The organism is Streptomyces sp. NPDC037013 (genome assembly GCF_055607265.1).
This window is the reverse complement of the sequence record NZ_JBVJRV010000005.1, coordinates 400422-413634: the sequence shown is the minus strand read 5'-3', so window position 1 is coordinate 413634 and position 13213 is coordinate 400422. Positions and strand designations below refer to the sequence as shown.

Sequence of the window (13213 nt, the reverse complement as noted above, 5' to 3'; positions counted from 1 at the left end):
GGTTCGGGGTGCGGCCCTCTCGCGTGCGCTCCCTAGGGGTGCGGCCAGCCGCCGTACGGAACCGTGATGAGCTCAAGGGCGTGGTCCGAGGGGTCCAGGAAGTAGACGCCCTTGCCGCCGTCGTTGCGGTTGATCTCGCCCGGCTTCGTCTGGCGGGGGTCCGCCCAGTGCGTGATGCCCCGCGCCCTGATCTTCTCGTACGCCGCGTCGAACTCCGCCTCCGAGACCAGGAAGGCGTAGTGCTGCGGGGTGATCGAACCGGCGGGGACGGTGGCGAAGTCCAGGGTGACCGAGTTGCTCAGGGCCACCGCGATGAACGGGCCCCATTCCGCGGCGATGTGAAGGCCCATCAGGTCCGCGAAGAACTCGGCGGACTCCCGGTTGTCCCGGGCGTGGACGATCGTGTGATTCAGCTGTACCGACAAGGAATGCCTCCAACGGGCATGTCCCGACACCTCCATGCCTCACCCGGCCGGTGACCGACACGCGATGTTGCCGTGGATCTTAGGGGCGCCCGCGCGGGGCTGTCGAGGGGCCTCGGTCGGGCGGCAGGTATGGACTTGTGCATCCGGGGTCCCTACGCTCTGCCGCATCACGTGATGAGAGCGCTCTCAGAAGTTCAACTCCGGTCCACCCCACCCCCGTTGGAACGCCCGAACGTTGGAACGACGAGAGGACCCCCCCTGTGAGACCCAAGTCCAGCACGCGCCTAGGTCTGTCCGCCGCACTTCTCACCGCCGCCTGCGTCGGCGCCGGCCTCACCCCCGTCGCCGCCGCCGACACCGGAAGCAGCACTCGGGCCCCCGCGTCCGGCGCCCTGTTGCACGCCATGCAGCGCGATCTCGGCCTCACGCCCGCCGCCGCGCGGGAACGCCTCGCCGATGAGCGGCGGGCCGTCAGGACCGAGCGGGCGGCGAAGAAGGCGGCCGGTGCGGCCTATGGCGGGTCGTGGTTCGACGCCCGTCGGGGGCGGCTCACCGTCGCCCTGACCGAGCGGGCGGCCGCCGCGGACGTGCGCCGGACCGGCGCCGACGTCCGGTTCGTCGCGCACGGCGCCGCGGCCCTCGACGCGGCGAAGAGGCGTATCGACAAGCTCAAGGCGCCCTCGGGCATCGCCAGTTGGCGTGCCGACGCGCGGGCGAACCGCGTCGTCGTCGATGTCGTCGACGGCCACCGTGCCGACAACGATGTCAAGACCTTCCTGCGGCGCGCCCGCGCCACCGCGCCCGTGAAGGTCGCCACGGTCCCCGAGCGGCCGGGCACCTTCGCCGCCGGGACCGTGGGCGGCGACCCGTACTACACCGGCAACGTCCGCTGCTCCATCGGCTTCTCGGTGTACGGCGGCTTCGTCACCGCCGGGCACTGCGGCGGGGCGGGCGCGGCGGTGCGCGGCTGGGACGGTTCCGCCATCGGCTCGTTCCAGGGCTCCTCGTTCCCCGACAACGACTACGCGTGGGTGTCCGTCGGAAACGGCTGGTGGACCGTGCCGGTCGTGCTCGGCTGGGGCACCGTCCCCGACCAGCTGGTGCGCGGCTCCGCGGAGGCGCCGGTCGGCGCGTCGATCTGCCGCTCCGGTTCCACCACGAAGTGGCACTGCGGCCGGCTGCTCGCCAAGAACGAGACCGTCAACTACTCGGACGGCAGGACCGTCCACCAGCTGACCAAGACCAGCGTCTGTGCCGAGGGCGGCGACTCGGGCGGCTCGTTCATCAGCGGCGACCAGGCCCAGGGAGTCACGTCGGGCGGCTGGGGCAACTGCGGCAGCGGCGGCGAGACGTGGTTCCAGCCGGTGAACGAGATCCTCTCGCGGTACGGGCTGACCCTGCACACCGCCTGACCCCGACCCGCGTCAGAGGGGCTGGAGACGACGGCGCAGGAGGCAGAACTCGTTGCCCTCGGGGTCGACCAGGACGTGCCAGTCCTCCTCCCCGGTCTGGCCCACATCGGCCGGCTCGGCCCCGAGAGCGAGCAGCCGTTCCAACTCCGCTTCCTGGTCACGGTCGGTCGCGTTGACGTCGATGTGCAGCGGGAGCTTCCCCGCCCGGGGCGCACTGCTGGGGCTGAGGATGAGAGTGGGCTGCGGCCCGCCGGCCCCCTCGGGCGGCCCGATCTCGATGCTCCCGTCGTCCTCGCGGTCGAGTTCGACGTAGCCGAGGACGTCACACCAGAAGGCGGCGAGCCGCTCGGGGTCGGCGCAGTCGAGGACGAGCTCACTGATACGGCATGCCATGGCGTCAGTGTACGTATGCCGTACGGCAGTTACCCGTGAGGCGAGGGTGGCGCCGGGCGGGCGGTCCGGCGCTCCGCGACGCGCCGGAGCGCCGCCCGCTCTTCCGCGCCCGCGAGGCCGTGCTTCCGGCAGTACGCGAGCACGTGCGCGTCCGCTTCGTCCGTGCCCAGTGCCGCGAGACCGCGCAGTGCGACGTCGTGCCGGTGGCCCGGGTGGCCGGTGGCGAGTACCGCCGCCAGGGGAGCGGCACAGTCGGGGGAGCGGCGGTCGGCCAGCGCCACGGTGGCGGACAGATGGACGTCGTCCGTCTCCGGCGAGGTCGCCAACCGGCCCAGCGCCGCCACCACTTCACTTCCCCGGCACTCGGCGAGTGCCGCGACCAGTTCCTGTGCGACGCCCCGCCGGAATCGCTCCGCGAGCGAGACGAGGACGTGTGTGCCGGGGGCGCCGGACCGGCCCAGGGCCCGGACGGACGCCCGCGCGACCTCCCGGCTCGCGTCCCCCGAGGCGGCCTCCCCGAGCGCGTCGGCGGCCTCGGCCACCGGGAAGCGGCCCAGCGCCTGCGCAGCCTGCACCCGTACCGGCTCCGACGGATCGCGTACGGCGGCCAGCAGCACCGGCAGCGCCTCGCTCGCGCCGATCAGCCCGAGCGCGTGCACGGCGCGGGCGCGGAGCGTGCCGGGCTCCTCGCCGTCGCCCGCGAGGGCGGCGAGAGCGGGCGCGGCCGGCTCGTGCCGCAGGGCGCCGAGCGCGTCGGCTGCGGCCGACCGTACGCTCCTGGTGTTCCCCACGGCCCTCGTGTTCCCCGGGACGAGCGCGTCGGGCGGGGCGAGCGCGGCCAGGAGCAGCGGTGCCGCGTCGGCGCACTTCAGCAGGCCCAGGGCCACGGCCGCGCCCCGGCGCCGGGCGACGTCACCCCGTCGCGGGATGCCGCCCAGCGCCGCGAGCAGGTCCCGCACGGGTGGTTCGGGCAGGGCGGCCAGGGCCCGCGCCACCGCGTCACCGATCCGCTCGTCGCCGAGCGCGGCGAGGAGCGCTTGGCAGGCCGCGTCACCGCCGAGGGCGCCGAGCGCGGCAGCCGCCGCCCTGCGTACGGACGCCACCGACCCTTCGTCGAGCAGGTCGACCAGGGCCGGGACATCCCGGTCTCCCTCGGCCGCGCCGAAGAGTTCGGGCCGTTCCTGGATGAGCGCGCAGACCGTCACGGCGGCACACGACGGGAAGCGGTGGGCGGCCGGGCGCCGGGGCGAGGCGTTCCTGAGGTGGGCCCGCAGCTCGTCAAGGCCGGTGCGTGTCCTGGCCAGGAGCGCGGCGGCGGGGCGCGCGGTCGCCGGGTCCGGATCGCGCAGCGCGGGCCGCAGCATCGTCTCGGGAGTCCGGCCGCCCGGCGGCGGCCAGGCGTCCTCGGGGAGATCCGCGAGCGCCTGGACCGCCGCCCCGCGCAGCTGCGGAGAGCTTCCCTCCGAGTTCACCAGGAAGAGCAGGGCCGGTCCGGTACGGGGGTCGCGCATCGCCCCCAGGGTCTCCACGGCAAACGCCTCGTCGACCGGCAGCAGCGCCCAGAGCGCGGCCAGCAGCGCGGGTACGGCCTCCGGCGGGCGCAGCCGGGCCACCGCCTCGACGACCATCAGCGGCGGCTTCGGATCTCCCAGCCGGTGGACGAGTTCACGGACCGCCTCGGGTCCACCGATCGCGCCCAGGTCCTCGTACATCCGGACCGCCCGCGCCCGCCCGCCGCCCACCTGTCCGAGGATCATCGGCAGGGCGCGGCGGTCCCGCAGCTCCGCGAGGGTGGACAGGGCGTGCAGGTGCAGGTGGGGTGGATACTCGTCCGGGTGTTCCACGCAGTGCAGGAGCGCGTCGGCGGCCGCCCGTCCGCCGATGTCCCCCAGCAGGTCGACGGCCCAGCCGGGGTACGGGGAGGGGCCCGACCTCATGACCTCGCTCAGGCCCGCGACATCGCCGTCCAGCCGCATCCCCACGACATCCGGCTCCACCTCAGCCCTCCCCGCGCGTGTCCTCGTCCGCCATCGCCACGTACAACGGCGTGCCGACGACGATCTCGACCTCCTGCCCGTCCCGCCCGGTGGCGGTGGCGTGCAGCAGGCGTCGCGCGAGGAACTCGCAGTGGACCGGCGGTACCGTCAACGACCCGGAGAATTCCAGGACTTGCCGCGCCGCCTCGTCCTCGTGCGACGGCGCGTCCGACCGCGGCACGCGGTGGTGGCGGGGCCAGTCCTCCGGCGCGTCCTCCAGGAGCCGGAACAGCGACGGCAGCATGGAGTGCGACGACTGGATCAAGTCGGGGGCCGCGCGCTGCCCCAGCAGGTGGTGCGCCGACCCGATCAGCGCGATGACGGTGCCGCCCTCGCGCCCCGTCATGAACGTCGGCCCGTCGGGCGACCCGTACCCGGCGATCCGCAGCGCCAGATCGCCCCGGAACCAGGACCCCGGCTCCGTCATCCAGCTGACGTCGAACTCCCGCTCCAGATACGCCTCCACGATGTCCAGCCTGTCGTACGTGGTCGCTTCCGCGCGCGGCGACTGCAACGCCACGCTGACCACCTTGAGGTCGACCTTCGCCTCGACGGCGAGCCGCTTCAGGAGCTTCGGCGGGATCTGCTCGTACAGCATGTCCAGCTTGGCGCCGGAGACGTAGAGGTAATACCGCACGAGGCGTCAGGGGAGCTTCAGGAACGCGGTCCAGGTCTCCGGGGAGACGGTGAAGTGCGGGCCGTCCGGGTTCTTGGAGTCACGGATGTGGATGGCGGTGGGGTGGGCGGCGATTTCGAGGCAGGCGCCGCCTTCGCTCCCGCTGTAGCTGGACTTGCGCCAGGTGTAGGCGACTTCGAGGCAGGCGCCGCCCTGTTCACTGCTGTAGCTCGACTTGAACCACTCACGCGCGGTGCCGCTCATTGCTCTCCTAGCAGACGGTCCAGCAGGTCCCTGGTGTCCTCGGGATTGAGGGCCTGCGTTCGCAGCATCGCATATTTCTGCGTCAGGATCGCCACCTCGTCGGGATCGGCGATCAGTTGGCTGCCACGCTGTGTCTCCGTGTATGCGAGCCGTTGGTGCTCGGGGGTTTCCAGGAGTACGAATGGTCCATCGAGGGCAGCGTGCGTTGTGCGCCCGAACGGCAGAATCTGCAAAGCGAGGCCAGGGAGTTCGGCGTACGTGCGAAGGCGGCGCAGCTGCTCGGCGAAGACGCTTGGGCCGCCGAGGCGGTCGTGCAACACAGCTTCCCAGATCACGAAGCTGGTGGTCGGTGGAACCTTGCGGTGCAGGATCTCCTGACGCTCGATCCGAGTGGACACGAACTGCTCAAGTTCATCCTCATCGAGGACGGGAACTCGGCTGCGGAATACGGCTCGCGCATAGGCTTCCGTCTGGAGCAGACCAGGGAGTACCAAACCCTCGTACCACGAGATCGCAATAGCCTCCCGCTCACAGTCCAGATACTCCTCCGCCCACCTCGGAATCAGATCCACCTCCGGCATGTTGTCGACCGCCGTCTGCAGCGTCCTGTTCGTGCCGAGGAGGTCGTCCAGCTGGACCGCCAGGTCCATCTTCAGCGGCCGTCGTCCCTGCTCGACGGAGGCGATCAGCTCCTCGCTGATGAGGAACTGCTCGGCCAGCGACCGCTGGGTGAACCCGGCCGCCTCCCGGTGGACCGCGAGCAGCGCGCCCACCATCCGCATCGCCGACGCGTTCCTGCGTGATCGTCGCTTTGGGCTGCTCATACCGTGCAACTCCCCACCAGAAGCCGTGCCTTCACACAGCGAACCCGTACAGCTCAGCCGTACGGGTTCACGTACTGCCTCATCATGGCCACGGAGAGTGACTCTGCTCACGTGAACCGAGAAAGTTTCTACCGTCGCGAACGCCGGTCCGTCCCCGCCGCCCGCGCCTTCACCGCCGCTGCCCTCGTGGACTGGGCGATCGAGGGCGAGCGGGCGGACGACATCACGCTGTGCGTCAGCGAGTTGGCGACCAACGCGCTGTTGCACGGGGTCCCGCCGGGGCGGGGGTTCCGGCTGTATCTGAGCCACGAGGCCGGCGTGCTCCGCGTCGCGGTGCACGACAGCGGTGACGGGTGGCCGCGCCTGGACCTCACGGAGCGCGAGGAGTCCGGGCGTGGGCTCCTGCTCGTGGCGGCTCTGTCCGACAAGTGGGGGGTCGCGGAGCGGCTTCCCGGCAAGACGGTGTGGTGCGAGTTCGTCCTCGCGTCACCGCTTCTCCTCTTACGCCGTTCTCTTGCGGTCGAACCAGACCGTGGCGAGGGTCGGGACGAGGCCCGCCCAGAACAGCACCTGGGGCACCGTGCGTTCGGACCATGGGATCTCCGCGAGGAGCAGCGCGCAGAGCATGGCCCAGGCGGCCTGGGCGAGGACGACGCGGGGCCAGGTGCGGCGGCGGATCACGGAGCGCAGGTTGATCTGGATGCCGGCGCGCAGGCGCCGGTACCGGAGCAGGGCGCCCAGGGCCCAGATCACGGTCATCGGTACGAGGAACCAGAGCCGTTGACCGAGTGACACCGGCAGGTCGCGCGGGGTCTCGCCGTCGGTGACGAAGACGTCGAGGCCGGTCGCGACCAGGGTGAGGCAGAGGAGGGCGAGCCAGCGGATGCCGCGCAGCATGCGGTACGAGGCGTCGTCGAGGCCCTGTTGCATCGGCCGGGAGTCCGGGGTGACGGCCAGCGCGTCCGCGTACAGCGTCGCGGCCTCGGCCGCCTTGACGCCGGGGGTGCTCGCCGCCTTCTGGGTCTGGCGGGCGAGCGCGTAGGGGTGCTGGGGGTCGAGCCGGAGGATGGCGTGGTCCAGCTGGTCGGCGACCGTGCTGTTGCTCGCCAGGTCGGCTATCTGCCAGGCGACTTCGTGCGCGTAGACCTCTTCGGGGCCCAGGCGCAGCGCCTCCATGGCGAGGTCGCCCGCCTCCCGCAGAGCGTCTTCCATCTGTTCCCGGCTGATCGTGCCGCCCGCCCGCGCGATGCGGGCGAGCCGGACGCGCCAGACGACGTCGGCCAGGAGCGCGTACGTGTACCAGTGGTCCGGCGCGAGGCGTAGGGCCTCGCGGAGCACGTCCTCGGACTCGTGCCAGCGGGTGCCGCCCAGGCCGCGCAGGGCGTGCGCGCGCATGAGGAGCGCGCCGAGGTCCTCGGGGTCGAGCGCGAGGGCCCGGTCCGCCGCTTCGAGGGCCTTCTCGTGCCGGTCGGCCCGTACGTGGCAGAGCGCCAGCTTGGCCCAGGCCCGTATGTCCTCGGGGTCTTCGGCGAGCCGCTGCCCGAGCAGGGCCTCGGCCTCGTCGTACCGCTTGAGCTCGATGAGCCCGTCGGCCCGCTCCACGGCGGGGTGCACAGTGCCGGTACTCACAGTTTCCGCTTCTTCTTGAGGTAGGTGACCAGGTCGTCGTACATGCCGCCCTCGTTGGCGAACATCGCCACGTTGCGGGCGGAGGCGAACCACGGCTCGCTGGAGGGCGGGATCGTGGCGGCCGCGTCCATCAGGTCCGTCATGCCGATCATGCGGACGGTGCCGGTGCGCGCGGAGTCGAGCAGCGCGCGCTCGGCCGCGGCCTCGCAGAGGTGGGCGAGGTCGGCGCCGGACAGGCCGTCGGTGGCCTTGGCCAGCTTCCGCAGGTCGATCCCGGCGACGGGGCGGTCGCGCAGGTGGTAGCGGAGGATGGCCTCGCGCGCGGGGGCGTCGGGCGGCAGGACGAGGAGGGTGCGGTCGAGGCGGCCGGGGCGGCGGAGGGCGTTGTCCACGTCCCAGGGCACGTTGGTGGCCGCCAGCACGAACACGCCTTCGTTGGCGTCCGCGTCGATGCCGTCGAGCTCGGTGAGGAGCTGGTTGACGGTGTTGCGCATGCCGCTGTGGGCCGTGCGGCTGCGCTTGGCGCCGAGGGCGTCCAGCTCGTCGAGGAAGAGGACGCAAGGCGCCTGGCGGCGGGCCGTCTCGAAGACCTCGTGCATGTTGCGCTCGGAGTTGCCCATCCACATGTCGAGCACGTCGTTGATGGAGATGGACAGGAAGTTGGCGCCGAGCTCACCGGCGACGGCGCGGGCGATGAAGGTCTTGCCGCAGCCGGGCGGGCCGTAGAGCAGGAGGCCGCCGCGCAGACTCTTGCCGTACAGCTTGCGGAGTTCGGGGTTGCGCAGGGGTGCGAGGAAGGCGGCTTCCAGGCGGTCCTTGACGTCCTGCATGCCGCCGACGTCGGCGAGGCGCACGCCGTCGGGTGCTTCCACTTCCCAGGCGGCGGCGTCGCCGGGGTCGCCGGTGCCGTCGGCGGCCTGCGGGGCCTCGGGGGCGAGGGGGGTCCCGGTGGCGGCGGGGGACTCGACGAAGCGGGGCGGGACGACGTCGCCGACCTGCTCCTCGGCGGCCTTCCAGTTGAAACCGCGGGGAGGTTCCTGGGACGCCTGCGGTGCCTCGGTTGCCTGCGGTGCCTCGGGTGCTTGCGCGGGTGCCCCCATGGCGCGGGTCATGAGGTCCCGGGCCTGCGGGTCGCCCGGCGCGTGCTGCAGCGCGACGGCGGCCTCGGTGACCGCTTCGTCGTGGTGCCCGCCCGCGATGAGGAGCTCCGCGAGGTGCAGCCGCAGCGGCACGTCGTCGGGCGCACCCGCGACGGCCGCGCGCAGGCTCTGGATCAAGGGGGAGTGGTCGGGCATGGGACGAGGATACGGGGGTGTACGAGCGGTGTTCGAGTGGTCTCCCGGGAGGCGGGTGACCCCGCCCGCCCGGTCGAGAAGATCCCGGTGCCGCGCCGCGACGCACGGCACGGCACCGGGATCCGTCGCGGCCGGGCCGCGACCACCGCACGGGTCAGGAGAGCAGTTCCACCTCCGCCAGGGTCGCGGAGCCGTCCGGCACCAGCCGGTAGTGCGCGTACGAGCCGGGGTGGGGCACCGTGAAGACGCGGGTCTGCCGGTCCCAGGCGAAGGACTCGCCGGACCGCTTGTCCAGCCGCGTCCACTTCTCGCCGTCCCTCGACGCCTGGAGCGTCCAGCCGCGCGGCGCCTTCGCCTTGTCGGCGGGGGACGTCAGGGTGTACTGGAGGGCCTTGGTCCGCCCGGTGACCGGCAGCTTCACCGCGGAGTCCACGGCGGCCTGGGTGGCCGAGGTGTCGTCGAAGAGCGCGCCCTCACCCTTGAGGGCGTCCTTCCGCGGCGACGGCACCGCGTCGTCCCGGGTGATCGACACCGGCTGGGCGTGCTTGCCCGAGCCCCACGCCGAGGGCCTGGGGCCCATGTCGAACTCCAGTACCCCGCCGCGCGCCACGATCTCGTGCGGCAGGGCGGTCGACGTCCACTTCTTGCCGTTGACCTTCAGCCCCTGCACGTACACGTTCTTCGCGCTGTTCTTCGGCGCCTTGACGACCAGGTCGCGGCCGTTGTCGAGGTGCACGGTCATCTCGGTGAACTGCGGTGAGCCGATGGCGTATTCGCCGCTGCCCATGACCAGGGGGTAGAAGCCGAGCGAGGAGAAGAGGTACCAGGCGGACTGCTCGCCGTTGTCCTCGTCGCCGTGGTAGCCCTGCCCGATCTCGCTGCCCGTGTAGAGGCGGGAGAGGACCTCGCGGACCTTCTCCTGCGTCTTCCACGGCTGCCCGGCCGCGTCGTACATGTACGCCACGTGGTGGGCGACCTGGTTGGAGTGCCCGTACATGCCCATGCGGACGTCACGCGCCTCGGTCATCTCGTGGATGACGCCCCCGTAGGAGCCCGCGAACTCGGCGGAGCCGGTCTCGGGGGTCGCGAAGTACGTGTCGAGCTTGTCGCCGAGGCCCTTGCGCCCGCCGTAGAGGTTGGCGAGGCCGCGCGAGTCCTGCGGGGCGGTGAAGGCGTACCCCCAGGCGTTGGTCTCCGTGTAGTCGTGTCCCCACACGCGCGGGTCGAACTTCCGCGACTCCACCCGCCAGTCGCCCTTGGCGTCCTTGCCCTGGAAGAAGCCGGGGCTCGTGCCCGCGCCCGCCGCCTTCTCGTCGAAGAGGTTCACGTAGTCGCGGGCGCGGTCGAGGAAGTACTCGGACTCCTCCTTGTAGTGCTTCTCGCCGGTCTTCTTGTAGAGGGCCGCGCCCATCCGGGAGATGCCGTAGTCGTTGAGGTAGCCCTCAAGCGCCCAGGAGAGGCCCTCGTGCGTCTCGCTGGGCGTGTAGCCGAGGAAGGGCGCCCGCTCCATGCCCTTGCGGCCCACGCCCGAACTCGGCGGCACCACCGTGGCGTTCTTCAGCGCCGCGTCGTAGGCGGCCTTCGCGTCGAACTTCACGCCCTTGACGTACGCGTCGGCGAAGGCGACGTCGGAGGACGTGCCCGTCATCAGGTCCGCGTAGCCGGGCGAGGACCAGCGCGAGGTCCAGCCGCCGTCCTTGTACTGCTGCACGAACCCGTCGACCAGTTCGCCCGCCTTCTTCGGGGTGAGGAGCGAGTACGCCGGCCACGTCGTCCGGTAGGTGTCCCAGAAGCCGTTGTTGACGTACGGCTTGCCCTCGACGATCTTCGCGCCGGTGTGGGTCGGGGTGTCGGGACCCGTCTGCGGCGAGAAGGGCGAGGCGTACTTGTACGTCGCCCTGCCGCCCTCACCGCGGACCTTCTCGAAGCCCGAGTTGGGGTAGAGGTACAGGCGGTAGAGGGACGAGTAGAGGGAGGTGCGCTGGCCCTCGCTCGCGCCCTTGACCTCCACCTTGCCGAGGAGGTCGTCCCACGCCTTCTGGGCGCGGCGCTCGACCTGCCCGAAGGAGGTGCCGGCCGGGATCTCCTGGGCGAGGTTGGCCTTCGCCTGGTCCAGGCTGATCAGGGACGTCGCCAGGCGCAGACCGACCGTGCGGTCCTTGCCCGGCCGGAAGCGCAGGTAGCCGGTGACGTCGCCGCCCCCGCCGCCCTCCAGCTTGCCGCCCGCCGTGACGGGCGCGTCGAAGACGCCGTACACGAACAGCCGCGTCGCGCCCGTCGACAGCCCCGACTTGACGTCCGAGAAGCCGGTCACGACACCCTTGTCCTCGTCGAGGGTGAGACCGCCCTTCTCGGAGACGTTGTCGAATATGACGCTCGCGTCCTCACCCGGATAGGTGAACCGCATCATCGCGGCGTGGTCGGTCGGCGCCATCTCGGCCTTCAGGCCGTTCTCGAAGGTGACGCCGTAGTAGTGCGGGCGTGCCGTCTCCTTCTCGTGCCGGAAGGGCAGCGCGCGCTTGGTGCGGGCCGCCGAGGGGGTGTCCTTGTCGACCGACGGCATCATCTGGAACGTCTGGCGGTCGCCCATCCACGGGCTCGGCTCATGGCTCGCGCTGAACGCCTGGATCGTCGGCAGGTTGTCGTCGTTGTTGCCGCGCGCGTAGTCGTACAGCCAGCTCAGCGAGGACGCGTTGGTCACCGGCGTCCAGAAGTTGAAGCCGTGCGGGACCGCCGTGGCGGGGAAGGTGTTGCCGCGCGAGAAGCCGCCGCTGGAGTTGGTGCCACGCGTCGTGTCGGCGTAGTCGGAGGGATGCGCCTTGGGCTCGGCGGGCGCCTTCTCCCTCAGGGACACGTCGTCGACCCAGCCGCGGAACTTGGCCGGGCCCTTGGGGGAGTCGTACGCGACGAGGATCCGGTCGACCGTCTTTCCGGCGGCGGCCTGCCCGATGCGGGACTCGACGTTGTTCCACTGGTTGACGTACAGCACCTTCGCGGCGCCCTGGCCCCGCGGGGAGAGCGGGAACCCGTGCTGGTCGACGGCGTTCAGCTCGCTGAGGTAGGTGCCGTCGGTGAAGGCGAGGTCGACGGAGACGTGGGTGGCGGCGTAGTCGCGGTCGCCCTCGGCCATCGAGGGGAAGACGCGGTAGCCCAGTTCGGTGTCCCTGCCCACCTCGACGTTGACGTCGAAGATCTTGTTGTACGAGTAGCCGCGGCCGTCGGCCTTGTGGCTGCCCGCGTAACGCAGTGCCTGCTTTCCGGTGAATCCGGCGCGGGACTTGGCGGTGGGGGAGCCGCTGGGGCCGCGGTCCACCAGGCTCAGCATGTCCTCGGGCGCCGGGGCGTCGGTGCCGCCCACCGAAAGCTGCACGTCCGCCAGTTGCAGGGCATCGCTCGCGCCGTTGTTCGCGGTGATGTCGAGGCGGTAGTGCGCGTAGGCCGTGGAGTTGTCGACGTCGTACTTCTTCGTCTTGTGCCGCCCGTCGAAGGCCTCGCCCTTGCGCTCGTCGAGGACCTTCCACTCCTTGCCGTCGGCGGAGCCCTTCAGGGTCCAGTCCTTCGGGTCGCGTTCGGCGTGGTCGTTGGCGGAGGTCAGCGCGTACGTCACCACCTTGGCGGGCTCGTCCAGGTCGAACTCGGCCCAGCCGTCCTTGGCGAACGTCAGCCATTTGCTGGTCGCCTCGCCGTCGACGAGGTTCGCCGCGACCTCGCCCGAGCCGGTGTTCTCACCGCTCGCGCGGACCTCGGTGACGTGGTCGTTGACGCTGCCGGGCAGCCCGGAGCTGAAGTCGCCGTCGACGCCCGACGCCTTCTTCGCGCCGTCGGGGCCCCGCTCGACCGTGTTGAGCCAGTCGGGTCGCGCCTCGCCCTCCTCGAAGGACGACGAGAACCCCCGCTCGGCGCGCGGTGGTTGCTCCGGTCCGGCGACGGCGGCCCCCTGTGCGGCCCCTTGCGCCGCCGCGACGAGGGCGAGCGCCAGGGCGCCGGCGGTGAGGGCCGCGCGGGGTCCCGGACCGGGCGGACGGTGGTGTCTGTAACGAGGTCTGCGTGCCGTGTACGGCATCCCCGAGCCCCTCCTTGCGGGTTGGACAACGTTGTCACGATCGCTGCGCAAGGTCTAGTAGGGCGTCAAGTGGTGATGGGTGTCAAGGTTGTTGACGGGGATCGTGGGCCGGCCGGGGGCCGTCGCCTTGCGGGAAAGTCCATGGAAACCGGCGCGAAAGTCCAGTGGTTCCGGCGGTGATCTGCGAGAGGTTTTCACCGGGGATCATCGCAGGTCTCAACTCGGACAAGGCTACCGCCGAAAGCTGTATTCGATC

The 13213-nt window shown here is 71.5% G+C and carries 10 protein-coding genes and 1 pseudogene; 2 read left to right on the top strand and 9 right to left on the bottom strand.

All coding sequences use genetic code 11. From position 1 onward, the window contains the following. Positions 1-32: 32 nt before the first annotated feature. Entirely contained in the window at positions 33-425 is a 393-nt protein-coding gene (locus ACZ7DY_RS20860; protein WP_471137374.1) for a VOC family protein, read from the bottom strand. Between the two features lie 260 nt (positions 426-685). Between ACZ7DY_RS20860 and ACZ7DY_RS20855 the strand changes: the two genes are divergently transcribed. Then, positions 686-1837, top strand: a complete 1152-nt coding sequence (locus ACZ7DY_RS20855; protein ID WP_471137371.1) for a S1 family peptidase — start codon at positions 686-688, stop codon at positions 1835-1837. A 12-nt stretch (positions 1838-1849) separates the two neighbouring features. Here the strand turns inward: ACZ7DY_RS20855 and ACZ7DY_RS20850 are convergent, their stop codons facing one another. From ACZ7DY_RS20850 to ACZ7DY_RS20830, 5 genes are read right to left on the bottom strand one after another with little or no spacing between them, the layout of a single operon-like run. Next, positions 1850-2230, bottom strand: coding sequence for a VOC family protein (locus ACZ7DY_RS20850; protein ID WP_471137369.1), 381 nt, complete (start codon positions 2228-2230; stop codon positions 1850-1852). A gap of 29 nt (positions 2231-2259) precedes the next feature. Next, on the bottom strand, positions 2260-4227 hold the full coding sequence (locus ACZ7DY_RS20845; RefSeq protein ID WP_471137367.1) for a HEAT repeat domain-containing protein: 1968 nt from the start codon (positions 4225-4227) through the stop codon (positions 2260-2262). Between the two features lies 1 nt (position 4228). After that, on the bottom strand, positions 4229-4903 hold the full coding sequence (locus ACZ7DY_RS20840) for a DUF7019 family protein (RefSeq protein ID WP_471137365.1): 675 nt from the start codon (positions 4901-4903) through the stop codon (positions 4229-4231). A gap of 6 nt (positions 4904-4909) precedes the next feature. Beyond that, a complete protein-coding gene (locus ACZ7DY_RS20835) occupies positions 4910-5146 on the bottom strand; it encodes a DUF397 domain-containing protein (RefSeq protein ID WP_471137363.1) in 237 nt (78 codons plus the stop codon). After that, the gene (locus ACZ7DY_RS20830) at positions 5143-5970 is read right to left on the bottom strand and encodes a helix-turn-helix domain-containing protein (protein ID WP_471137361.1); all 828 of its coding nucleotides are present in this window, start codon (positions 5968-5970) and stop codon (positions 5143-5145) included. Before ACZ7DY_RS20830 ends, ACZ7DY_RS20835 begins: the two co-directional genes overlap by 4 nt. Positions 5971-6054: 84 nt before the next feature. On the opposite strand from ACZ7DY_RS20830, the pseudogene ACZ7DY_RS20825 reads away from it, so the two are divergent. Continuing rightward, a pseudogene (locus ACZ7DY_RS20825) lies at positions 6055-6453 on the top strand (ATP-binding protein); the annotation flags it as partial. 18 nt (positions 6454-6471) lie between these two features. On the opposite strand, the gene ACZ7DY_RS20820 reads toward ACZ7DY_RS20825, so the two are convergent. The 3 genes from ACZ7DY_RS20820 to ACZ7DY_RS20810 form a co-directional block, all read right to left on the bottom strand. Continuing rightward, positions 6472-7599 carry a tetratricopeptide repeat protein gene (locus ACZ7DY_RS20820; RefSeq protein ID WP_471137359.1) on the bottom strand — a complete coding sequence of 376 codons (1128 nt, stop codon included), beginning with the start codon at positions 7597-7599 and terminating at the stop codon, positions 6472-6474. Next, positions 7596-8894: a tetratricopeptide repeat protein gene (locus tag ACZ7DY_RS20815; protein WP_471137357.1), complete on the bottom strand. Its 1299-nt coding sequence runs from the start codon at positions 8892-8894 to the stop codon at positions 7596-7598. The genes ACZ7DY_RS20820 and ACZ7DY_RS20815 overlap by 4 nt, the downstream gene beginning before the upstream one ends. Before the next feature lie 154 nt (positions 8895-9048). Further along, positions 9049-12957, bottom strand: a complete 3909-nt coding sequence (locus tag ACZ7DY_RS20810; RefSeq protein WP_471137355.1) for a GH92 family glycosyl hydrolase — start codon at positions 12955-12957, stop codon at positions 9049-9051. Positions 12958-13213 lie beyond the last annotated feature (256 nt).